The sequence below is a fragment of the Acinetobacter sp. Marseille-Q1623 genome (assembly GCF_902809895.1).
Classification (GTDB): domain Bacteria; phylum Pseudomonadota; class Gammaproteobacteria; order Pseudomonadales; family Moraxellaceae; genus Acinetobacter; species Acinetobacter piscicola_A.
Genome location: NZ_CADDWG010000001.1, coordinates 38,771 through 62,772 on the forward strand (window position 1 = coordinate 38,771; position 24,002 = coordinate 62,772).

Below are 24,002 nucleotides of genomic sequence, written 5' to 3' on the forward strand. Positions count from 1 at the left end.
ATGCATTATGAGTAGTCAGTTTTTTTAATATTTTGGCGTGATTATCTATGTCTATTGGTTTTAAAAAAACAGATGATCGAAAGATGAAGAATTAAAAATTGAACTTGATCAAATTTTAAAACTAAGGTATCAACGTTTTAAGGGACTTATAATATTTATAAAATGAGGAATTAGGGGGGGATTTGAAAGAATTTTTTTCTAAAATATTTAAAAAAATAAAGTTTCAATTATTTGAAACGGATGACTTAATCATTAATTGGAATGATTTTGATAAAGGCGTCTTGTTGCTGTTTTTTGGTGCGCTAAATCAAAGCACTTCAATACTTTGGTATTGGCATAATGTAAAAATAAAAAAGCAAGTACAGTGGTTAAATATTGATTTTTATCCTTCGAGGATGAGCAGTTTAATTATTTGTACCATGCTTTTTTCGGTCTTATTGATCCTGTGTCACTACTTTAAACATAATCAAAAATTTAGAACATTAATCTCTTATTCTTCTCCTGCGCTGTTTGGTGTGGTCATGATTTATGGGGGATACACTGTAGGCATTTATAGTGTGCCAACGGTTTCAGGATTTGTTTGTATCGTTTTGGTTGGGCTAGTTTTTTATAATCGAAAAATTTTATATGGTGTCGCGATTCCAATCACCATCTTTACAGTGATTGTTTGCTACCAAAGTTCCAATAACATGATTGCGTATGCGCCTTTATTTACCGAAGAATTAAATCATACGCAAGTTTTTGAAAATGCATTTTGGGTAAGAAGCATGGCAGAGCTTTTCCTGCCAATTTTATTGATTAGTATTTTATTCTTTGAAGTTTTACTGTCGCAATGGCGTAGACGAGAGAAAAAAATAGAATACTTAAGTACCACCGATGCATTGACTGAAATATACAACCGTCGTTATATCAGTCGTCAACTTAATCATATTTATACAGATGCAGTTTCAGTCATTATTCTGGATTTAGACCATTTTAAAGCCATTAATGATGGCTATGGTCACCATGTCGGAGATGAAGTGTTGTGCCGCGTTGCACGAATTTTAGAGTCAAACATCAGACAAAAGGATATTGTTGGTCGCTTTGGTGGTGAAGAATTTATTGTGTTGCTGCCCTATGCCGACTTGAAACAAGCACAGGAAGTTGCGGAACGTTGTCGGGAAAAAATTGCTCAGGAATTGATTATTTTAAAAGATACACGGCAAATTTCGATTACTGCTAGTTTGGGTATCGCAAGTTCGACGGGGGATTTAAGTCAAGAAGAATTAATTCGCTTAGCTGATCAAGCGCTTTATTTGTCTAAACAAAAGGGCAGAAATTGCGTCAGTCATTATTTAGAAATCAGTTAACTTTTTAAAGTAGCGATTTACAAGTTCCAATTTAACCTTGAAACTTGTAAATGTCATGCTTCATTTAAAACCGTTTCGGTATTTTCTGACCACCTGCAACAGGGGTTTCAGCATTTTTTAACACGCCAAATAACCAAGTTTCTGCATGATTCACCGCAACATTTAAAGCATCGCCCAACGCTAAACGACCTGCAATAAAACTTGCAAGCGAGCAGCCTGAACCATGATACTCACCGTCTAAACGTGGACATTTGGTTTCAGAAATCATTTCACCATTGACATATAAAGCATTACGAATATAGTCAGGCGTATCTTCATGCCCACCTTTGACCAATACTGCTTTGGCACCCATTTCAAACAGCTTAGCTGTGGCTTTATCTAAGTCTTGTTCACCTGTTAAAGCACGTAATTCAACGGTATTTGGCGTTAACACCGTAGCTAAAGGAATCAGCTCGACAAAGGCTTTGACTAAAGTCTCTTGATTGCCCAATGAACCACCGCTATTTGCCACTAAAACAGGATCAAGAACATATAAATAATCAGGATGTTCACGTAAAAATTCAGCCAAGGCTGCAATATTATCGGTAGTGCCAAGCATGCCCGATTTCACAGCTTTGATAGGTAAATCTTGAACAACGGCATTGGCTTGTGCCAGCAGTAAGTCTTTAGACGTTGCTTCAAAACCAAAGACCTGTTGCGAGTTTTGAATGGTCAGCGCCGTACAGGCAATTGCTGCATGTGCGCCACTTTGTCCAATGGCTTCAATATCTGCTTGCAAACCTGCGCCACCAGAAGGATCGAGACCAGAAAAACACAATACAGTAGGGCGCACGATGATGTCCTTAAATTGATAAATTTGAGTTAGTATAGGCAACTTTAGCAAAACTCTCGACTGTAATTTTGCATTGCTTGAATTTAGTAAAAGGTAAATCTGTGCTTAAAAATATTCTGATTGATTTAGACGGAACGTTGACCGATCCTAAAGTTGGTATTACCACTTCTGCACGTTATGGTTTGGCAAAAGTCGGGCATCCGATTCCTGAGTCTGAAAATATAGATTGGATTATTGGTCCACCGCTGAAGGCTTCTTTGGCAAAATTACTGGGTGTGGATGTTCAGGATGTGTTGGCTGAACAGGCTTTATTGGGCTATCGTGAGCGCTTTGCGGTGACAGGTCTATTTGAAAATCATGTTTTTGAGGATGTGGCACAGACGCTCGATGCTTTAAAGCATCAAGGTTATCGCCTATTTTTAGCTACAGCGAAACCTGAAGTTTATGCACGTCAAATTTTAGATCATTTTAATTTATTACCATATTTTGAATATCCGTATGGTAGCGAGCTGAATGGCGAACGTACCAACAAAGGGGAGTTGATTGCTTATATTTTAGAAAAAGAACAACTCAAGCCTGAAGAGTGTTTAATGGTGGGTGACCGTGAACATGATATTTTGGGTGCACGTCAAAATGGTATTGAAACCATTGCTGTAGAATATGGTTATGGCTCAACAGCCGAGTTAGATGCCGCCAAACCTAAAGCACGAATTGCAAAATTTGCTGAGATTTTAAAGATAGTAAACGTGGATGTTTAATCATAAAAATATTGATAAAAGTTGATGGTATTTGCTATGAAAAAAAGCTGCTAAGTTTTTAATTTAGCAGCTTTTTAAATTAAGTAATATTCAAAATTTGTTTAATATTTTGTACTAAATTTGGCACTGAAACGCCCTGATTCGGAATGCTTATACTACGCAATTGATCACCACGAAATTTACGATCAACTTCAAGCATGACGTGGGTTTGATGTTCTTGAGCGACAAATGAGACTTCCACTTCATTGATGCCACTAAAATGCTGTTTTGGTAAAAATTCAAGCTCTTGGTAACAACCAATAGTCGAAAAATAGTGACCACCACGCAATTGACCTTTTTCTACATCCGCAGTTGCTAAAAAGAAACCACATTGTTGCATCGCTTGCAAAAATGCTTGCATGGCAGGTGTCGGCAGAATACGCAAATAATCTTGATCGGTTGCATCCAACCCCCAGTCAACATCTAAATGAGTATGTAACCACACACGGGTTTTATTATGATGACATTGCACTTCGGTGATTGGCGTTTCAAAAGGCAATTGGATTGAAAATGGAAAGCTATGAGATTGATTAGCTTTCAGTTCAAATGCACCGCTAATATGCCACTGTGCGATGGTCAACGCTTGGTTAAACTCATGATCACTGCTTTCAACTTCAGCAGTTGTCATGAGTTTGAGATAGATGCCATTAATATTTTTATTGGATGCAGCCCCTTTAAAAATTACTTCACCGTTGACAACTTGACCTGCTTGAGGTGTCGAAGTGTAAATACAAGTGTTGACTTCAACACCCTGTAATCCCAGATTTGATATGATTTTATTGAACATTTTTGTAGATGACCAAAGATTAGCGTTGTTAAAATTCATGCTATTGAAATGGGATTCTAACGATGTGTCAATGTTATGATTGTGATTATTTTTACGATTTTACGATCCATTTTTTGATGTGATGACAACATAATGACGATACGATTAAAAAAAATGTGTTTGGGGTTGTTTGGGCTTGTTTTACTGCTGAGCGGACTGGTTTTCTGGTTGATCCAAGATGAACCGATTTCACAGAACGCTACGGCACTTTTAGCTGATGTCCGTTTGTATGACACAGATTTAAAACAAGACCCGTACTTTTTATGGTTGGGTTTTGATGCGAAAACCGATGCTGAACAACAGCTTTTGGGGCAAAAGATTTATCATCGTGATTGGAAAAATTTCTATCAAACCAACAGTATCTATATTGATGAGCCGATTGAAAAATTTAGCGAACTGCAGGGCGATTTTTTAACTGAAGCAGATGAAAAAGTGTTTGAACAGTTAATAAAAGATTTACAGGTCGAGATTGGGATTGAGGCTTATCAAAAACAACAAAGAGCTTTAGAAGAGATTTATAGCCGTCAAAGCGTGTTAAATGCACGTTGGCAAGCTCTGCTTCATCAAGCACCGACGCAGAAAGTGCTCGTGTTGAGTGTAGAAGGAGCGATCCCGAATTTTACCCTGATGATGAAAATTCACCGCTTATATGTGGCACATTTGCTGTTTCAACAGGATGTTGCAGCTTTGGTGCGTTATACCGAAGCCTTGATTGCCAAAGATCAAAGTGCAGTAAGCTTGCTAGATAAAATGATTATGTTGAATTTAATTTCAGATAATATTGAATTGATTCATCAGCTTAATCAGCGCTTAGGGCAAAAACATACGCTCTCTGAGTTGTCGCTCGCACAAATGTCGATGCGCTTTCCTTTTGCCAGTGAAACTGCTGTGATGCAACAGGTGACCAATCGACTTGTTGATCGACAAAGTCCACAAGGCTTGTTTGATTTTATTTATGAAGATGCAAGTCAGCAAAAAAGTGTTGAAAAGCACCCTACTGCAGATTTTTTTACGCCGTTATTATTGCTTAAAAACCAATCGCTGAATCGTTATGTGTCTTATATTTACCCCACTTTAGTGATTTCTGAATTACCTAATCCTCAGTTTAAGCAAGCTTTGCAACAACCGCATGACAGTACAGTAAAACGCAGTTGGCTGAAAAATTTTATGGGCAATAAATTGGTTGATGTCGCCTTACCACGTTGGGAAACTTATGCCATACGTCCACGTTTAATCAATCAAAAAATTGTTCTACTGAATGTTTTGGCACAACATCAAGCGATTGATTTGGCGAGATTAAATCAAAATACACAAGGCTATGCGTTTTATCAAACCAAAACGGCGCTGTGTATTAAAACGCCAAATCCTTATTTGAATGAGGAAGAACAACGTAAATATGGCAGTTGTTTAAAATTAGAAGATTAGAAAAGGAAAAAATAATGACAGAGTGTTGCAATGCGTAATATTAAAATTGATGTTTTACGTGGCATTTCAATTCTTTTGGTGTTGCTCCACCATTTTAATATTCCCTACAAATTGCATGATACTTTTTTGGGTGTGCAGATTTTTGGGGAAAGTCTCAGTACTTTGATTGCGCGTAATGGCAATTACGGTGTGACCATGTTCTTTGTGATCTCAGGTTTTTTAATCACTCAGCATACTTTGCAACGTCATGGCTTATTGGCACAAATAAAGCTTAAAGATTTTTATATGCGTCGTATTGCGCGCATTATGCCATGTTTGGTTTTATTGGTGGCTATGGTGACGGTATTGGGAAGTTTAGGGTTAAAACCTTTTATGAACCAAGCACCGAATGGCATCGAAGTGTCTTATGCCTTAACGGTTTTTTCAGCCTTCAGTTTTTGGATGAACATTCTGATTATTGACTATGGTTGGGTGAATTATGCTTTGGGTGTGCTGTGGTCATTGTCTGTAGAAGAAGTTTTTTATCTCGTATTTCCACTTTTATGTTTGCTTTTAGGGCGTAGTCAAAAACACTTTATTTTACTGTTGCTTGCTCTTATTGCTTATGCACCGTATTTCCGTTCACTGCATTTTGGTGCAGAAAATGGTGCTTATCTTTATCATTATTTTTCCAGTTTTGATGGAATAGCCATGGGTTGTTTAACGGCACTTATCGCACAGCATGTCAAAATTAATGCGCAAACGCTGAAAGTGATTATGCCTATCGTTTCGGTATTGATGATTGCACTGTATTTTTACGCACCTATCAAAGAAGTCAGCACATGGGGGATTTCGCTCTTTGCCCTATGCACTGCAATATTAATTTTTTGTTTTTCGCAAAATACTCCATCAGAAGCATCTTCGATCACCTCAAAAGTGATGGTTTGGATTGGGCAACGTAGTTATGAAATGTATCTATTTCATTTAATTATTTTAGGCTTATTTAAAGTGATTTATTTGCCCAAAGAAACGCTACCTGCTGAAAAATTGATGTTATTGCCGATTTATTTTATTTTGGTGTTTGTGTTGAGTTGGTCAATTGAAAAATATTATTCAAAGCCTTTAAATCATAAAATTCGGCAACGTTTTATACGATAAATTTATATTTTAACAATAGCTTAGATGTAAAAATTTTGATTCTAAGTAATTCAATGATAAAGTGATTGAGCATCAAAAAAACAGAATCTATAGACAAAAATAAACCGACGATTCGAGTGATGAATAAATCGTCGGTTAAGATACTTCGCTCAATTTGATTTAGGCTGCTGTTCCAAATCAAACTGTAGAAGCATGAGTTTATAGGTCTCATGGGATAGAAGGTTACCGAGTCAAATCTGCGGATGCCAGTGCAAATTGTTCGCGGTTGCTGCAACCTTATACTTATATAACGACAGTCTTTTTGATTTGGTTGACAAGAAAATTAAAAAAAATTAAAAAATTTTCCTATAATGTATTTTTAAGTTGTGGAAATACTGCTATGACATCGCTAAGTAAATATTTTTTATGGTTTTTTGTAGTTTGTTTGGTGTTGACAATGGTGGTTGGTGTTTTGGTGGCTTTACTACCGAGTCAAATTGCTGGGATTCTCACTGCATTACCTTATCTAATTTCTATGGTGATTGTTTTACAACTTTTTTTAAAGCAACAAAAACGTGCACCTAGTAAAAGCGAGCAGAAAAAGTTCTCTATTGGTTTTAGCCTGATTTTTTGGATATATAATTTAATTGGCATTTTCATTGGGGTGATGATTTTTGCACGTCATGATGCTGAAGTATGGAATAATTTTCTGCTCTATATGCAAAGCCCACAATTTCTCATGGTCTCTGGCATGATGTGGTTAATGTTAGCGATTCCATTATTTCTGATTACTTACTGGTTTTATGGTAAACAGGCGCAACGTATGGCCGCGAAAATGTTTTCATAAGTAAATAATGCAGCTTTGTGAGTGTTTAAAAAGTATGCTTGAATGGAGTTTATAATAATCAAAAGAGTGTTTCATTCATGCAGACCGTTTTAGTCACTGGTGCAACAGGTTTTATTGGCAGCCATTTGTTACGCTATTTGTTACAGCATGATTTTCAGGTCATTGCATTGTCACGAAAGATGCATATTTCAAACCATGCAAACTTACAATGGATTGACTCATTCACTGCACTCGAAAATATTTCACTAGATTATGTGGTGAATTTGGCAGGTGAGAGTATTGGTCAAGGTCGCTGGACAGAAGCACGTAAACAAAAACTGCTGCAAAGCCGAGTCAATACCACAAAAAAATTGTATCAAGCACTCACACAATATCAAATTAAGCCTAAATGCATAATTTCAGGTTCTGCCATTGGTTATTATGGGGTAGATTTTACTGAGCAGTGGTTAAATGTTTGTGATGAATCTTCACCTCCTCAAGCGATTTTTATGTCTGAACTTTGCCAAAAATGGGAAGCAGTAGCATGGTCTGATCCATCGCAAAACACCAAAATTATGCGTTTAGGTGTCGTGTTTGGAAAAAATGGTGGCATTCTTCCGCAAATGTTATTGCCCATTAAATTGAACTTAGTTGGACGCATTGGATCAGGACGCCAGCCGATGACTTGGGTGCATATTGATGATGTGATTCAAGCGATTTTATTTTTATTTCAAAGCGCATCAGACCAAAAAATTTACAATGTGGTTGCACCTGATCATATTGATCAAATGCAATTTGTAAATGTTGCTAGCAAATTATTTAAGCGTAAACCATTTTTGCCATTACCGGGTTTTGTGATGAAACTCTTGATGGGCGAGCAGTCTCAATTGGTGTTAAATGGTCAATATGTGCAACCCAAAGCCTTACTGAATGAAGGCTTTAAATTTCAATATATAGACTTGGACAGTGCCTTAAAACAAATTATCCATTGATGATTTTGCATCATCATACTGCGTCAAGTTGGGTTAAACGTTGAGTTGAATAGGCATGTGGGTCGACTATAGTGTCTTGTTTGAGCATCATCTGACGCAGTAAGCGTGCTGAAGCGGGACCCATACAAAGCCCATTACGATAATGCCCAAAATTTGCCCAAAGGTTTTCTATGTCAGGCATTTGTCCAATATAGGGAATGCCTGTCGGTGAACTTGGTCTTAAGCCTGCCCATTGTTTCACAATAGGGAAATTTGCCAGTTCAGGTACCATTTCCGTACAGGCTCTATAAATATTTTGCTGTGTTTGTATACTTGGACGTTGGTCAAAACCAAGATGATCCATGCTCGAGCCACACACGACATGACCATCCATACGTGGAATCAGGTACATGACATTGTTCATACACATGGTGGGCAACCAATTTTCAGGCGTTTTAAACAATAACATTTGCCCTTGTACAGGCTCAACGGGAATGCTGCATTTTAGCTGTGTTGACCATGTATTTGACCAAGCACCTGTCGTCATCACAAATTGATCTGCTGCACAATGTTGACCATTTGAGCTTTGAATAGACTGAATTTGATTATTTTGAAGATTAAACTTTTCAATCCAAGTATTTTCAATCACTTCGACATTAGGATGCTGTTTTAAATATGAAATTAATGATTTGAGTAATCTTGGATTACGCACATTTGCCAAGTGTGGGAAATAAATTGCATGTTGGAATTGTTCGGCAATATGTGGGTTAACGGTTTCTAGTGATTCGCGTTGTAAATATTCACAATGTTGCATTGGTTCTTGGTATTGGTCTTTGTAATTGAGTCCAATTTCAAAATCAGCTTCATCAAAGATCAGCATTCCTGTTTCATGAATTTCAAAATCGATGCCTGTTGCAGGCAAAAGTTTTTGATTCCAATCTTGATAGAGTTGTTTACCATGTTGTGCGAGATGATTTACTTCTCGTGGATAACGCCAAGGGTACATGGGTGAAAGAATGCCTCCACCTGCCCATGAGGCTGCATGACCTGCATGTTGTTGGTCAAATATGGTGACTGTGCAACCTTGTTCAACAAGTTCGAGGGCGGTGAGTAAGCCACTTACTCCTGCACCAATGATGGCGATATGCATGAAAACCAATACCACTTTTTTAAGTTGAAATGATCTGAATGATGTTTCAACGCGTAACACTAAAAAATGAGCACAACCACAAATATTGATTTGAGGGCATGTACCTTTGAGTAGGTAATTCCTTACTTTTCAAAGATGAAAAGTAACAAAAATCTTTTGTTGGACTGAGAGGAATTCCCTTTCCTCCAGTCCAACGGTGGCATCCATGCCACCTACCGCGAATTAAATACTGAGTAGAATTTAAATTAAAAAAATAAGAAGTAGAAAGTCTTACTTCATCTCTTTTAATTGGCGTGCTGCTTGTTCTGCATAGTACGTCCAAATTCCATCTGCACCTGCGCGGCGGAAACACATGAGTGATTCCATAATCACGCTTTCAGAAAGCCAACCATTTTGAATGGCAGCAGCTAACATGGCATATTCACCACTGACTTGATAAACAAAAGTAGGCACGCCAAAGGTGTCTTTGACTTCACGCACGACATCAAGATAAGGCATACCAGGTTTAACGATCACCATGTCAGCGCCTTCTTGAATGTCTAAAGCGATTTCATGTAAAGCTTCTGCACGGTTACCGACATCCATTTGGTAGTTGTATTTATTACCACCTTTAAGGTTTGATGAAGAACCGACAGCATCACGGAAAGGGCCATAGAAGCTAGACGCATATTTTGCTGAATACGCCATAATACTAGTATAAATATGACCATTGCTTTCTAAAGCTTGACGAATTGCCCCAATACGTCCATCCATCATGTCACTTGGCGCAATGACATCGGCACCCGCTTCAGCATGACTGAGGGCTTGCTTGATGAGGCATTGTACAGTTTCATCATTGAGTACATAACCTGTATCGTCAATGATGCCATCTTGACCGTGTGTGGTATATGGGTCGAGTGCGCCATCTGTGATCAGCACCATCTCTGGTAATTCTTTTTTAAGTAAACGTAAGGTGTTTTGAACTAAACCGTCTTCATGCCATGCAGCTTCTGCGGTTAAGCTTTTATCTTCTTGGGGTGTTACTGGAAATAAAGCCAATTTAGAGACACCAAGCTCAAGCAATGTTTCTGCTTTTTTCAACAATAAATCCGCTGATAAACGTTGAATATTTGGCATACTAGCCACATCTTGGGTTTGGTTTTGTCCAGGCAGTACAAATACTGGATAAATGAGATGATCTGCTGTCAGTTGTGTTTCTCTGACCATGGCACGGAGCTTGTCGTTTTTACGGATACGGCGCATGCGAGTGGCTGGAAAAGCAGGACGATTGAACGTATAAGTCATAACAATCTCGATATTCAGTATTAAACTAAGTCCCTCATTGTAGCCCTTTCATCTATTTTTTGGCAAAAAGCTGAAAGTTTTTCTCTGTATTGGTTTTTAAATTATGACGATTGATTCTCCCAAAGATGATTCAAATAAAAGTGAATCACCAAAAAAGTGGACTGGAAATTTACATCTAGGCGCTAAAGCTGATTTAAATGTTGTTCTCAGTCAACTCACCAAAGCTTTTAATACATCACCTTATTTTTCACATAATGCGATGCAAATGCGTGTAGTCAATGATGAAATTGAAGGTTATATCGAAATGCAACCGTTTTTGATTGGCAATGTTGCATTTCAAATTTTACATGGCGGTGTCGCTGCAACTTTACTTGACAGTATTGGTGGAATTGTGGCGATGGGCGAGCTTTATAAAAAAGCAGAGCCTGAGCAACTGGCAGACACGTTGAAAAAAGTTTCTCGTTTGGCCACCGTAGATATGCGGGTGGATTATCTTGCACCAGGTCGTGGTCAATATTTTATTGCCAAAGCGGAAACTTTGCGTATGGGGCGTAAGGGTTGCACCATGCGCATGACTATGGTCAATGATGAAGGTAAGGCAATTGCGACAGCGATTGCATCTTATGCATATTGATTGATTTGACTAAATGTACTCAGTAGTACACTTTGTATGATTTATGTCAATATAGAGCATTAAAATAATGCTTTTAATGCTCTATTTTTTATTTAAAAAAATATAAATATCAATAGTATCTATATAGAAAATGAAGTTAAACTCTTGAGTAATATTTTTATTCTCACGATATGATTTTTATCTGTAAAATTGATCCCCACATTTTTAAAAAAGCTTTATTGCATCAGTTTGAATCTTGAAATCGTGATTCATTTCTATTTTGTTTGGTGCAATGAGGTGATTAGGTTCATAAAAGCTAGGAATATGCGATGACCGAAGCGCAGATGACGAATGCATCCCCAAATGAAACTCCATCTCAAGCAGACGATGAAGCCAAAAAAAAACGTAAAAAAATGCTGAAAATATTTGCATTATTGGTGATAGGAATTGCCATTTTGTATGCCATTTGGGCATTGCTATTTGGTAATAAGGTTGAAACTGACAATGCTTATGTTGGCGCAGAAACTGCTGAAATCACCTCAATGGTCAGTGGTCAAGTTGAAAAAGTGTTGGTGAGTGATACACAGCAAGTCAAGAAAGATGATGTCTTAGCGATAATTGACAATCGTGATGCCAAAATTGCAGTTGCTCAGGCAGAGGCAGAGTTGACGAAAGCAAAACGTCAATATACACAAAGCTCAGCAAATAGCAGTTCATTGTCTTCACAAATTTTAGTCAGTGCCGATGATATTAACAGCGCAAAAGCACAGGTGGCACAAGCTGAAGTCGGGTATCAACAAGCACAGCAAGAATTTGCCCGTCGTCAACAATTGAGTGCTTCAGGAGCGATTTCTAAAGAAGAATATACCAAGTCGCAAAGTGCTTTAAATAATGCCAAAGCCAGTGTTGATGTTTCTAAAGCTGCTTTGGCACAAGCAGAGTCAAAACGTAAAGCAGCGCAAAGTAACTTAGATGCCAATGAAGCTTTAATCAAGGGTACATCACAAACATCAACACCAGATGTTTTAGTGGCTCAAGCCAAACTTGATCAAGCACTTTTAGATTTAGAGCGTACAGAAATCAAAGCACCTTTGGATGGTGTAATTGCACGTCGTAGTATTCAAGTTGGACAGCGTATCGCACCGGGTACAAGTGTGATGAAAATCGTACCCTTATCTCAGCTCTATGTAGATGCGAATTTTAAAGAAAGCCAATTAAAAAATGTGAAAGTCGGACAGAAAGCGACTTTAACTTCAGATTTATACGGTAAAAAAGTTGAATATCATGGCACCGTGATTGGTTTCTCTGGGGGCACAGGTTCGGCATTTGCTTTGATTCCTGCACAAAATGCTACAGGAAATTGGATTAAAGTGGTACAGCGTTTACCTGTACGTATTCAGCTAGATGCAAAAGAGTTAGCAGCGCATCCTTTACGTGTAGGATTATCGATGACAGTTGAGGTTGATACCTCATCAGCGAAGTAATCGCCTATGAACAGCTCAACATTTCAAGGTGAGTTAAAGGGCGGTAAATTATTACTTGCCGCCTTTTTCCTTGCATTGGCAAATTTTATGGTTGTGTTAGATATGACCATTGCCAATGTATCTGTTCCTCATATTACAGGCAGTTTGGCAGTTTCAAGTTCACAAGGAACTTGGGTGATTACCTCCTATGCGGTTGCTGAAGCAATTTGTGTTCCATTAACTGGGTGGTTGGCAGGGCGTTTTGGCGCTGTTCGTGTTTTTAGTATTTGCCTGATTGGATTTACGACATTTTCAATTTTATGTGGTTTATCGAACAGTTTAGTTATGTTGGTGATCTGTCGTATTGGTCAAGGTTTGTTTGGTGGGCCGATTATGCCACTCAGCCAAACTTTGCTGATGCATATTTTCCCTCCCGAAAAGCATTCTCAAGCCATGGGAATGTGGGCAATGACGACTGTTGTGGGTCCGATTTTAGGACCGATTTTAGGCGGTACGATCAGTGATAACTGGTCATGGCACTGGATTTTCTTTATCAATATTCCTGTAGGCCTACTGTGTGCTATAGGGGGCATGCGTCTGCTGAAAGTTGCTGAAACACCAACTGCAAAACTACCTATTGATGGGATTGGTTTGGCTTTACTGATTGTTTGGATCGGCGCTTTACAATTAATGCTTGATTTAGGGCATGAACGGGACTGGTTTAACAGTAATTTAATTTGTGTTTTAGCCGTTATTTTGGTGGTTGGTTTCATTGCTTTCTTTATTTGGGAATATTACGAAAAACATCCAATTGTGAATATTCAAATCTTCCGTTATCGAGGATTTACCATTGCGACCTTATCTCTTGCGTTTGCCTTCGCCGCATTCTTTGGCAGCATTGTATTGATCCCACAATGGTTACAGATTAACTTAGGATATACTGCATCATGGGCAGGTTATCTGACTGCAACCATGGGGTTTGGTAGCTTGATGATGTCACCTATTGTGGCAAAGTTAGCCACCAAATATGACCCACGAGCTTTGTCGAGTTTTGGTCTCATGATGTTGGGTGGGGTGACCTTGATGCGGTCATTTTGGACTAGTGATGCTGATTTTATGGCATTGGCATTACCACAAATTATCCAAGGTTTTGCGGTACCATTTTTCTTTATTCCGCTTTCAAATATTGCATTGGGTGTGGTAAGACCTGATGAAGTCGCTTCAGCAGCAGGTTTAATGAACTTTATGCGAACAATGGCAGGCGCGATCGGGGCGTCCATTGCGGTAACGATTTGGGATGATCATACCAAAATAGCACGCAGCGAAATTGTTTCTACAATGCATGTGGAAGAGACTCAGCGGAATTTGGTCAATAGCGGCTTTAGCCCAGAAATGGCGCTCGGTACCATCTCAAACTTGGTGGATAAAGAGGCTTTAACCATTTCAGTGAATCATGTGTTTTTAATCTTTGCGATGGTTTTTATTTTCGCAGGTTTCATCATTTGGTTATGCCCAAGACCAAAAGGTAATGTGGGGGCAGGGCATTCACATTAATCAACGGTTGTAGCAAGCCCGATATTTATCGGGCGTACTTTTTGTCTCGGAATAAAAACTGAGGTATTTTGACTACATGCTCATATGAGCATTGAATTTTAAAAATTTATAGATCAGATGTAATCAAATTCAAACCTGTCACACGCTGAATGTATTCTAAACTCACGCCATTTGCTAACTCGATCAATTTAACACCTGCACTTGTAATATCCATGACACCTAAGTCACTGATAATACGACTGACTACAGCTTTGCCTGTAAGTGGTAAACGACATTGTTCTACAATTTTCGGGCTGCCATCTTTGGCGCAATGTTCCATTAAAACAACGACTTTTTTAACACCTGCTACCAAGTCCATGGCACCGCCCATACCCTTGACTTTTTTGCCGGGAATCATCCAATTGGCAAGGTCACCTGTTTCGGAAACTTCCATTGCCCCTAAAATCGCAATATTGACATGACCACCACGGATCATGGCAAAGGATTCAGAGCTTGAGAAAAAGGAGGCCCCCTGACGTGCAGTCACAGTTTGTTTACCTGCATTAATCAAGTCTGCATCGACTGTATCTGCGGTTGGAAATTCATCTATACCGAGTAAGCCATTTTCCGACTGTAACCACACATGTATGCCTTCAGGAATATAATTCGCAACCAGCGTTGGCAGACCGATCCCCAAATTGACATAGAAACCATCTTCAAGTTCAAGTGCTGCACGTTGTGCCATTTCATTGCGTGTCCAAGCCATGTTTTAAGCCTCCACTGCTTTTAAAGTCATTTGTTCAATGCGCTTTTCAGGGTTAGCATTGAGCACGATTCGGTTGACATAAATGCCGGGAAAATGAATATCATCAGGGTCGATTTCACCAATTTCTACAATCTGTTCTACTTCGACAATGGTGAATTTTCCTGCCATCGCACAGTCAGGATTAAAATTTCGTGCAGTTTTACGGAACACCAGATTACCTGCTTTATCTGCTTTATAGGCTTTAACCAAAGCAAGATCTGCGGTGAGTGACGGCTCTAAAATATAAGGTTTTCCATCAAATTCACGGACTTCTTTGCCTTCTGCAATCAACGTACCGACGCCTGTCTGTGTATAAAATGCGGGAATACCTGCACCCCCTGCACGGAGTTTTTCGGCTAATGTCCCTTGTGGTGTCAGTTCAACTTCTAGTTCGCCTTGCAAAAATTGACGTTCAAATTCTTTATTTTCACCGACATAAGATGAAATCATTTTTTTAATTTGTTTGGTGGCAAGTAATTTACCTAAGCCTATGCCATCTGTTCCTGCATTATTAGAAATACAGGTTAAACCTGTTACACCCGTATCCATTAACGCATCAATTAAAAGTTCTGGGATACCACATAAGCCAAAGCCACCTACGGCAATGGTTTGATGATCTTTGACCACATCTGCTAAAGCAACGTGTGCATTGGTAACCACTTTATTCATTGTGCTGACTCCATGTCCTTTTACTTATTATTAACATTGCAGCAAGCGCATGAGAAATTGAAAGATTTAAAGGATTAATGAGCAAAACTCATTAATCAGCAAAATTGCTTGAGTCGTGTGTAAATGCATGCCGCTTTTTTAAAATGAATATGCAGTGACAATTTCAATAAATTGAGCGGAAATATGTGAAAGTTCCGTGTCTTTTTTATACATCAATCCTAAATTAAGCTGTACATTGCCTTCATTGATTTCAACGAGGACATTATTTTTTAAATCAATAAATTGCTGAAAATGTCGTGGAATTGCACTGACGCCCATGCCATAGGCAACAAAATGGGACAGCGAACTGATTTGATGACATTCCAATTTTAAGTCCAAAACCAAGTTGTTTTGTATGCAGCATTCTTCAATCACATGACGAATGATGGACGGTTTTTGTAAAGTCACAAATGGGGAGCTACACAGCGTTGCCATACTGATGGATGGATGTTTTGCCAGTGGATGATCTTTGGGAACAACGGCGACAAAATCTTCTTTAAATAAAGGCTCAAATACCATTTGATGATGAAATGGCGGTTCGAAGCAAATCCCAATTTCAAATATACCTTCCTGAATTTTTTCAATAATTTTTTCATTGGGTACATCATGAATAGAAAAATTAATATTCGGATGCTGTTTAGAAAACTCATTCAAAATGGCAGGTAAGACAGTATGGGTGGCAAAGGGCATGGAGGCAATGTTTAAGTTGCCACGATGTAACTGAAAGCGTTGTTTGACATCTTTTTCCATGTCTTCCCAATTGGCGAGCAATTTTTTGGCATAGGGAATTAAGGATTGTCCTTCAGGGGTCAGGTTGACCAGACGGGTGGTACGTTTAAAGAGTTTCCCACCTAATTCTTCTTCTAAAGCTTTGATAGTCAAACTCAAGGCGGACTGACTCAAGCACAGTTCATCGGCGGCATTGGCATAATTTAAAACACGGGCAAGCACCAAAAAGGCTTTGAGTTGTTTGAGGGTCATGACGAAATTAGATCACCTTTTTAATGATACTTAAAGGTTACAGTATTCAATCAAAGTATAAATGTCCAATAAAACAATCAATACGTTGAACAAAAGCATGGGGCTTTTCTGACTTTGAAAAATAGAAGTATTGAATCACATTTGAGCCGATCTAATTTTTGATCATCCTTGATTGAACATTCTATCATCTTGCTATTTTTTAAAGTGAAGGTCCTATTACACAATGAAAATTTTGACAGAATTATTTGCTGTCATTTTTAAATTTGTATAAGAATATTCATTATTCATTATTCATTATTCATTATTCATTATTCATTATTCGGTAGTGTTTCAAAAAGTATGCTGAAAGAAAGACAGGTAAGAATTTGATACTATAGGGAAATGCAAATAACTCTACAAATCAAATGTCCTACCTGCCTGAGTGACAGTATAAAGAAAAATGGCATAAAACTATATGGTAAGCAAAATTACCAATGCAAAATATGCAAACGTCAATTTATCGGTGATCATGCACTGAGTTACCAAGGCTGTCACTCTGGTATCAAAAGCAAAATACTACATCTGATGGTACGAGGCAGTGGTGTTAGAGACATTGCCAAAGTTGAGCGAGTGAGTATTGGTAAGGTTTTACGTACGCTCAGCCAATCAAACTATCAACTTCAAGCACGGCAAACTCATTATGAAACCATTGAAGTAGATGAGTTTTGGACTTTTGTCGGTAATAAGCAAAATAAACAATGGTTGATTTACGCCTATCACCGAGAAACAGGTGAAATCGTTGCTTATGTATGGGGTAAACGAGATTTAACCACAGCAAAACGACTTAAATTAAAATTAAAGCAGCTAGGTGTGAGCTATACCCGTATATCAAGTGACGATTGGGATAGCTTTGTTACGACCTTTAAAAAATGTAAACAGTTGATAGGTAAGTTTTTAACTGTGGGTATTGAGGGCAATAATTGTCGCTTACGCCATCGGATTAGGCGAGGGTTTAGGAGGAGTTGTAACTTCTCAAAAAATCTGGACAATCATTTCAAAGCCTTTGATTTAGTGTTCTTTTATATTAACAATGGATTCGTTTAATGGCAGCATACTTTTTGAAACACCACCTCTTAGTTCAATTGAAAAATGGTCAGTACATAATTGTCGAAGTGAAGGGTGATCATCAATATGATGATCCGATTGTTTTAGCTAAAGCCAAGGCTGCTAAAGAGTATGCAAGCCATAGTCAGATTGAATACAAAATGATTAAGGGTACTGATGCTAATGCACATATTTATCAGCAATTGATTACTGGGAGAAATGTGGCAGAAAAAGCACGTAATCTTTTGAGTTAAATAAAAGAGACCGTGGCAAATGCCACGGTCTCTTTTATTTGCAATGGGTAAATTAGGGTTAAAATAATACTGAAAACTGTAGGGGGCAATGGCTGAGTTAACCAGCCAAACTATCATGCTAAATACAAGCCAAGAAATATTATAATTTTTTAGCTTTATGACACCTCCTGTCATTTTCATATTTTATCTTATCTTTCAATTAATTGATTACTGTATTTAAAAGTCAGTATTGGGAGTGTCGCATGAAAATATATTCTATTTCATTTAGTAATAAGCAGAAGCTACTGGCATTTAAACGTATTTTTAAAGCTCTAATTTTGGGCAAAATAAAATGGAACGAATTAAAAACCATTATTTCGCAATGTTGCATTTAGAATGTTACTTAGAAAAGTTAAATAGTATTTAAATTAAAATTAAACTTATGGGTTTTTTGTTTTGCAGTGTAATTTTTTGTTTTGATTGTGTGTTATATTTTAAATGTAAATCAAATATAAGTTTGATAATACTATTAAAAAATAGAGAAAAACCATGCAACGTGATGATTCTACTCATGAGCGCTTAGCTGACCGATTAGCCAATATTTTAACGAAATTGAATATGGGGTATCAGTTAAGTATTAAAGAGTTAGCTTCTGAATTTGGGGTAAGCGCTCGTACAATTTCAAGAGATTTTGATCGTCTTAACGCATATTTGCCTTTACAGAGGAATGATGAGAATAAGAAATATTACTTAGATTCGAATTATTTAGGGAAAATAACTCCTAAAGATATCCGTAACTTTGCACAGCTTTCAGGAATTAGCCATTTATATCCATCATTGGATATGTCCTTTTTACGTGAACTTTTAGATAGTAGGGCACATCAGGTTTATAGTGTGAAGGGTTACTCTTTTGAAGATTCCAGTCAATTTAAAGAATTATTCAAAATTTTAGGGAAAGCAATTCAAGAAAATAGACATATTGGTTTTGCATACAAGGGTGAATCTAGGTTGGTTCAGCCATATAGATTGATTCATCATCATGGTAGTTGGTATTTGGCAGCAGTAAGAAAGGACCTACTCAGAACCTATCGTCTATCACATATTCAACTGACGCATGCTGTACATGAATATTCTCAGTTTATTCCAAACAAAGATATTATCAAACTCGTTGAAGATGATGACAGTATTTGGTTCGGACAAGATAAGCAAGAAATCATTTTATCAGTAGATCGTAATGTCGCATTTTATTTTAAGCAACGATCAATATTACCTGAGCAAAAAATCCTTAAAGAGTTAGAAGGTGGAAACCTGTTGTTATCTTCGAAAATTAATCATGACATGCAGCTAATACCATTGATTCGATTTTGGATACCGTATGTCAAAGTGGTTCATCCTCAGCAAATGCAAAGCGAAATAGAGATAGGTTTGAAAATGTATTTAGGATTGTAGTTTTTGAAAAATTTTAAACTTTAAATATTTAAATGTTTAAAAATTATTGTGTTATTACATTTATATTGAGAAATTATTATGCAAAAAAATATTGCTTTATTGAATGGTTTGAAACAACAACTTCAAAAAGTACTTTTTAATCAACAACAACTTTTGGGTGAGTTAGAAAAAAACTACTTAGTTCCTGAACATGATGCTACAAAGCCATTAGTTCTTGATAGTAAGTCTGTACCTGAAATGAAAAGTGTATTACAAGGTGAATACATTAAATTAGAAAAATTTGAGGTAGTGTTGGCTGTTGTTGGTACAATGAAAGCAGGAAAATCTACAACGATCAACGCAATCGTTGGGCGTGAAATATTACCAAATCGTAATCGTCCAATGACTTCCTTGCCAACATTGATTGCACATGTAAAAGGACAAAAAGAGCCTATTCTTAGTTGTGATGTCAGTTCTATTAATGAGTACATTGCAAAATTAAAAGTATTAAATTTCGTGCAATATGCTGAAGATGAGCGTGTTTCGAGCTATCAGGAAATTTTAGAGTTAATTCAAAACATTCAGGCAGGTTATAAATTTAAAGAAAGTTATAAAGGTGAAGCAGCTATTTTTAGCTTTTTAGCACATTTAAATGATTTGGTGCGTTTATCACGAATTATTGTAGAAGATTATCCTGAATGTGGTTTCCCATTCTCAGCTTATAAAGAAATCAATGCCTTGCCTCGAATCGAAGTCGAGTTTACAGAGTTAGCGCAACAAGAAGAACATTTAGGTAATTTGGTTTTACTTGATACTCCAGGACCGAATGAAGCAAATTTACCTGAATTAAAAGAAATTTTTGCTCAGCAACTGAAACGCAGTTCTGCTGTTATGGTGGTGATGGATTATACTCAGCTTAAATCACAAGCAGATGCAGATATTCGAGAAGAATTAGAGAAGTTACCTAAAATTGAAAAAGATCGACTTTTTGCTTTGGTCAATAAGTTTGATCAGAAAAATGCGAATGGTGATGATCAAGCGACAACTAAAAATATTGTGGCGAATGATTTGTTAAAAGGCAAAATTCATGCTGAAAATATTTATTGTATCTCAGCACAAGATGCTTTTTTAGCAACACGTATTCAAAATTATATTGCGCTTAACCAGAATAAACCCAGTTTTGATGAGTTAGAGTGGGTGCAAGATTTTGCAAAAAAAGCGTTTGGTACAAGAGCAAAACGTATTTGGGAAAGTTCTGAGCTTGATGAGGTGATAGAAGATAGCCAAGCTTTAACAGAAAATAGTTTAATGGCATTACCTTTAGCAAATATTATTCAAGAAAGTTATAAAAATGCACCTAAGATTGCGATGCAGTCGGCACTAAAAGATGTAAATTATATTTTTACAGAAATCAAAAATGTGTTTAGTATTCAAGGTCGCTTTTCTGAGGCAGTTGAATTAAATGAATTAGAGTTACAAAATATTAGACAGACTATTAATCAATTAGAATTAGATATTCAAGAATTAAAGAAAAATACAGAAATCTCTAAAAGTGATTTAGAGGATATTTCTAATCAATCAGTTGATGAGTTTGCTTCATTATTTTCATTAATGGAGGATAAGTGTGCAGATCAGATTTGGATTGGTATGGTTCAAAGTATTCGGAATTTTAAGAATCAAAAAGAAGAGGAAATTCAAGACATAAAATTTTATAAATTAGATATGGATTATTATAAAAATAAAAACACTTTAAAAAAAGAAATAAGTGACTTGGAAAAAGCTTTGGAGGACGAGTATGGGGCAACAGGAAAAATAAAATTACGTGAAGAGCAAATGAAAAAATTACAGAATAGTATTGCTGCTACTATGGGAGAGGTGAATAACGCATTAGAGGATGATATTAAATCAGATCTTAAACAGATGTCTTCAGAAATAAATCATAAAATTCAAGATATAAGTAGAAAAAATCTTGAGGATTTAAGGAGAATACAAGATGTTTTTGGTAAAGAAAAAATAGATATTCAATTTTCACGACTAAATATGGCGAATATTGAATTTAGTTCATCAATTGATATAAATTTAATGAATGTTTCAAGTAAGTCAAAAGAAGAATTTTGGGTGACGACAGGTAAAATTAGAAAGTTTTTTGGTGGAATATTTGGTACAAATTGGGGACAGGAAAAACAAGTTGAAACATATTGTGAGTTTACTTTACCTCAATTAAAAAAGATTTTAAAAGACTTATCTGTAAGTAAGGTTTTGATACCATTAAAGAAACAAGTTACAGATAATCTATTGCATTTTATGCAGCAGATGGAAGATGATGCCGAGAATATTGAAATGCAGGCGGATAAGTTAATTAATGAGCTTAAAGCTGCTTTGGAGGCTGAAAAAATGCCTTATGAAATTAAGCAAAAACGAAAAGAGAGTTTAAGATTAATAGGCTTTGAAAATCAAAATATTCAAAATGATATTGCTATGATAGAAAATAATTTATCTCAAGTTCTTGGGGATGTTGCATGAAACAAAGTTTTGAACAATTGCTCACTGAAAAAAAATCAGATGAATTTCAATTTTTAAATGAAAAGTTGATAGTAGATTTTGTAAATGGCATCAGTGTATCGCAAGATTTGCAAAATGTGATTAAGAAGAGATCATCTCATAGAAACCGTTTTATGGATGCTGTTTCAGGTAAAGCACATTTAAGACAAGCACACTTAAATGATCATGTCATCTCGGGCTTGCAAGCTTGTGAGGGATGGTTAAAAACTTTATCGCAGAGTGTGAATGAGCATTCAGTTGCAATTGCACAAATTTCGAGTTCATTGAGTAAAACACAACAACATTTGGCAAAAGTCACAGATGTGGTGATTGATATTCGCGAGCAAGTAAATTTATTGAGTTTACATACACAAGATTTAATTCAGGATGTTCAAGTTCTCAAGTCTTCTGATGCAGCTAAAACACAATTAGATTTGGTTTTTTCATCATGGGAGGCAGGGGACTTTAATCATTATTCAATTATTTCAAAATCTTATATTGCTCTAGATAATTTGTATTGGGGAAATTTTTCTAAAGTAACAGACTTTCCAAATAAAGATGAATACTTTAAGTTATTGAGAAATAAGTTAATTATTCAATTAAAGAAAGAGTTTTCTACATCAAAGGAAGATCAAATTATTCCACGTGAACAATGGTTGTACAGCGATAAGAAAAAATCTGATGATATTGAGTTAATTGAATATATGGGCGATTGGAGTTTAGCCAAGCCATCCATTGCACCAAACGCATTTTTAGCGACTCAATGGGAAACATTAGATGAACAAGAGTTAGTTAAGCCTGAAATTAAGCACTTGCCTTTCCATATTGCTGACATTTCAACTGTTGCTGATAGTATGATCAAGGAGTTTTTTAAGGTGCGTTCACATGGCTAAATTAGGAATAGTGTTATCAGGTGGTGGAGCTAAGGGTGCATATCATGTTGGTGTATTGAAAGCGATACAAGAGCTTGGTTTAGAAATAGATATGTTGGCGGGAGCTAGTATTGGTACTTTAAATGGAGCAGTATTATTATCAGCAGATAATTTTGATCAAGGTATCTATCATTTGGATCAACTTTGGGATAAATTACCCCAAATAAAACCTATACAAATTAAGGGTTTGGATAGTTTAAGTGAACATGTAGAGTTTAATAAGAAACTAGATACTGGAACTTATATTAGCTTGCTTCTTGCATCAGGTTTAAAGTTAGCAACACCTATTGGCTGGATACCAACTTTTTTAGGATTTTTATTTAATCGTTTAAATATTAAATCAGTAGAGGGGTTTTGTAAGCAAGAACCTTTATCTGAAATGATGCAGGAATTTCTCAATTTAGAAAAACTTAAATCAGCAATTCCATTTTATATTTCAACTTATAAGATTAAAGATCGTGAAGATGCTTTAGAAAATTTTTTTGAATCTTTAAATGCCATTAAAGATTTTGTAAAAGCAGAGTTGTTAGGATTGGATAATCAATATTCTGAATTTTATAAAATACAGAATTTAAGCCCAGAGGACCAGAAAAAATTTATTTTAGCATCAGCTGCTTTACCTTTGATTTTTCAACCACAACAAGATAGTCAGGGCTATAGATTTGTTGATGGTGGGTTAGGAGGGGCATTAAAAGCGCAAGGAAATACACCAATTACGCCATTAATTGAGGCAGGATGCAGTCATATTATTGTGGTACATTTAGATCATGGGGCATTATGGCACCGTCATGATTTTCCTGATATAAATATTCTTGAGATACGACCTGATCAACAGCTGAGTTTAAACTTTAAGAATTTATTAGATTTCTCAGAAGAAAGCATTACGTTACTTCGTAAACAAGGTTATATTGATGCTAAAAAAGAGCTAAATAGATTTATTGAGGCTTTCGGCTTAATTTCAGATATAAGTAAAAATAGAGTGCAAGTTCTGAAAAGTTTAGATCAATTATCAAAATCAGAAAGTGATTTAGATGATGTGATGAAGAGTTTATAGACTTTTTTAGATTTCATCAAACTATTCATAGATTCGCCCAAGTCTATAAGTT

General features: G+C 36.6%; 22 protein-coding genes. 15 read left to right on the plus strand and 7 right to left on the minus strand.

Annotation, left to right across the window (positions count from 1 at the left end; all coding sequences use genetic code 11):
• Nucleotides 1–182 precede the first annotated feature (182 nt).
• On the plus strand, nucleotides 183–1,349 hold the full coding sequence (locus HUV91_RS00200; protein ID WP_174492149.1) for a GGDEF domain-containing protein: 1,167 nt from the start codon (nucleotides 183–185) through the stop codon (nucleotides 1,347–1,349).
• Nucleotides 1,350–1,413: 64 nt separating this feature from the next.
• Here HUV91_RS00200 and HUV91_RS00205 read toward each other — a convergent pair whose 3' ends face one another.
• A complete protein-coding gene (locus tag HUV91_RS00205) occupies nucleotides 1,414–2,181 on the minus strand; it encodes a hydroxymethylpyrimidine/phosphomethylpyrimidine kinase (RefSeq protein ID WP_174492150.1) in 768 nt (255 codons plus the stop codon).
• Nucleotides 2,182–2,282: 101 nt separating this feature from the next.
• On the opposite strand from HUV91_RS00205, the gene HUV91_RS00210 reads away from it, so the two are divergent.
• The gene (locus HUV91_RS00210) at nucleotides 2,283–2,939 is read left to right on the plus strand and encodes an HAD-IA family hydrolase (protein ID WP_174492151.1); all 657 of its coding nucleotides are present in this window, start codon (nucleotides 2,283–2,285) and stop codon (nucleotides 2,937–2,939) included.
• Between the two features lie 79 nt (nucleotides 2,940–3,018).
• Here HUV91_RS00210 and HUV91_RS00215 read toward each other — a convergent pair whose 3' ends face one another.
• Nucleotides 3,019–3,765: a sporulation protein gene (locus HUV91_RS00215; RefSeq protein ID WP_174492152.1), complete on the minus strand. Its 747-nt coding sequence runs from the start codon at nucleotides 3,763–3,765 to the stop codon at nucleotides 3,019–3,021.
• 132 nt (nucleotides 3,766–3,897) lie between these two features.
• Here HUV91_RS00215 and HUV91_RS00220 point away from each other — a divergent pair, with 132 nt between their 5' ends.
• The 4 genes from HUV91_RS00220 (at nucleotide 3,898) to HUV91_RS00235 (ending at nucleotide 8,163) form a co-directional block, all read left to right on the plus strand.
• Nucleotides 3,898–5,229, plus strand: a complete 1,332-nt coding sequence (locus tag HUV91_RS00220; protein ID WP_174492153.1) for a hypothetical protein — start codon at nucleotides 3,898–3,900, stop codon at nucleotides 5,227–5,229.
• Between the two features lie 30 nt (nucleotides 5,230–5,259).
• Nucleotides 5,260–6,366, plus strand: coding sequence for an acyltransferase family protein (locus tag HUV91_RS00225; protein ID WP_174492154.1), 1,107 nt, complete (start codon nucleotides 5,260–5,262; stop codon nucleotides 6,364–6,366).
• Between the two features lie 379 nt (nucleotides 6,367–6,745).
• Nucleotides 6,746–7,192, plus strand: coding sequence for an ABZJ_00895 family protein (locus HUV91_RS00230; RefSeq protein ID WP_174492155.1), 447 nt, complete (start codon nucleotides 6,746–6,748; stop codon nucleotides 7,190–7,192).
• Nucleotides 7,193–7,269: 77 nt separating this feature from the next.
• Complete coding sequence (locus HUV91_RS00235) at nucleotides 7,270–8,163, plus strand: TIGR01777 family oxidoreductase (protein ID WP_174492156.1); 894 nt, start codon at nucleotides 7,270–7,272, stop codon at nucleotides 8,161–8,163.
• A 13-nt stretch (nucleotides 8,164–8,176) separates the two neighbouring features.
• Here HUV91_RS00235 and thiO read toward each other — a convergent pair whose 3' ends face one another.
• Both thiO and hemB read right to left on the minus strand, forming a co-directional pair.
• Nucleotides 8,177–9,292: a glycine oxidase ThiO gene (thiO, locus tag HUV91_RS00240; RefSeq protein WP_174492157.1), complete on the minus strand. Its 1,116-nt coding sequence runs from the start codon at nucleotides 9,290–9,292 to the stop codon at nucleotides 8,177–8,179.
• A gap of 270 nt (nucleotides 9,293–9,562) precedes the next feature.
• Entirely contained in the window at nucleotides 9,563–10,576 is a 1,014-nt protein-coding gene (gene hemB, locus HUV91_RS00245; protein WP_130075088.1) for a porphobilinogen synthase, read from the minus strand.
• A 103-nt stretch (nucleotides 10,577–10,679) separates the two neighbouring features.
• On the opposite strand from hemB, the gene HUV91_RS00250 reads away from it, so the two are divergent.
• The 3 genes from HUV91_RS00250 to HUV91_RS00260 all read left to right on the plus strand — a co-directional run bounded on the left by HUV91_RS00250 (nucleotide 10,680) and on the right by HUV91_RS00260 (nucleotide 14,206).
• On the plus strand, nucleotides 10,680–11,210 hold the full coding sequence (locus HUV91_RS00250; RefSeq protein ID WP_130075089.1) for a thioesterase family protein: 531 nt from the start codon (nucleotides 10,680–10,682) through the stop codon (nucleotides 11,208–11,210).
• Between the two features lie 308 nt (nucleotides 11,211–11,518).
• Nucleotides 11,519–12,673, plus strand: coding sequence for an HlyD family efflux transporter periplasmic adaptor subunit (locus tag HUV91_RS00255; protein WP_174492158.1), 1,155 nt, complete (start codon nucleotides 11,519–11,521; stop codon nucleotides 12,671–12,673).
• A 6-nt stretch (nucleotides 12,674–12,679) separates the two neighbouring features.
• Nucleotides 12,680–14,206, plus strand: a complete 1,527-nt coding sequence (locus HUV91_RS00260) for a DHA2 family efflux MFS transporter permease subunit (protein ID WP_174492159.1) — start codon at nucleotides 12,680–12,682, stop codon at nucleotides 14,204–14,206.
• 106 nt (nucleotides 14,207–14,312) lie between these two features.
• Here HUV91_RS00260 and HUV91_RS00265 read toward each other — a convergent pair whose 3' ends face one another.
• From HUV91_RS00265 to HUV91_RS00275, 3 genes are all read right to left on the minus strand, one after another.
• Nucleotides 14,313–14,951: a 3-oxoacid CoA-transferase subunit B gene (locus HUV91_RS00265; protein WP_174492160.1), complete on the minus strand. Its 639-nt coding sequence runs from the start codon at nucleotides 14,949–14,951 to the stop codon at nucleotides 14,313–14,315.
• A gap of 3 nt (nucleotides 14,952–14,954) precedes the next feature.
• On the minus strand, nucleotides 14,955–15,659 hold the full coding sequence (locus HUV91_RS00270; protein ID WP_174492161.1) for a CoA transferase subunit A: 705 nt from the start codon (nucleotides 15,657–15,659) through the stop codon (nucleotides 14,955–14,957).
• A 138-nt stretch (nucleotides 15,660–15,797) separates the two neighbouring features.
• A complete protein-coding gene (locus tag HUV91_RS00275; RefSeq protein ID WP_130075094.1) occupies nucleotides 15,798–16,679 on the minus strand; it encodes a LysR family transcriptional regulator in 882 nt (293 codons plus the stop codon).
• Between the two features lie 381 nt (nucleotides 16,680–17,060).
• Between HUV91_RS00275 and HUV91_RS00280 the strand changes: the two genes are divergently transcribed.
• The 6 genes from HUV91_RS00280 (at nucleotide 17,061) to HUV91_RS00305 (ending at nucleotide 23,950) form a co-directional block, all read left to right on the plus strand.
• A complete protein-coding gene (locus tag HUV91_RS00280) occupies nucleotides 17,061–17,762 on the plus strand; it encodes an IS1 family transposase (RefSeq protein WP_174492162.1) in 702 nt (233 codons plus the stop codon).
• On the plus strand, nucleotides 17,762–18,016 hold the full coding sequence (locus HUV91_RS00285) for a hypothetical protein (protein WP_228721821.1): 255 nt from the start codon (nucleotides 17,762–17,764) through the stop codon (nucleotides 18,014–18,016). The genes HUV91_RS00280 and HUV91_RS00285 overlap by 1 nt, the downstream gene beginning before the upstream one ends.
• 528 nt (nucleotides 18,017–18,544) lie before the next feature.
• Complete coding sequence (locus HUV91_RS00290; protein ID WP_174492163.1) at nucleotides 18,545–19,444, plus strand: helix-turn-helix transcriptional regulator; 900 nt, start codon at nucleotides 18,545–18,547, stop codon at nucleotides 19,442–19,444.
• Between the two features lie 78 nt (nucleotides 19,445–19,522).
• Nucleotides 19,523–21,946 carry a dynamin family protein gene (locus HUV91_RS00295; protein WP_174492164.1) on the plus strand — a complete coding sequence of 808 codons (2,424 nt, stop codon included), beginning with the start codon at nucleotides 19,523–19,525 and terminating at the stop codon, nucleotides 21,944–21,946.
• Nucleotides 21,943–22,857, plus strand: coding sequence for a diguanylate cyclase regulator RdcB family protein (locus tag HUV91_RS00300; protein ID WP_174492165.1), 915 nt, complete (start codon nucleotides 21,943–21,945; stop codon nucleotides 22,855–22,857). The genes HUV91_RS00295 and HUV91_RS00300 overlap by 4 nt, the downstream gene beginning before the upstream one ends.
• Entirely contained in the window at nucleotides 22,850–23,950 is a 1,101-nt protein-coding gene (locus HUV91_RS00305) for a patatin-like phospholipase family protein (RefSeq protein WP_174492166.1), read from the plus strand. Before HUV91_RS00300 ends, HUV91_RS00305 begins: the two co-directional genes overlap by 8 nt.
• Nucleotides 23,951–24,002 lie beyond the last annotated feature (52 nt).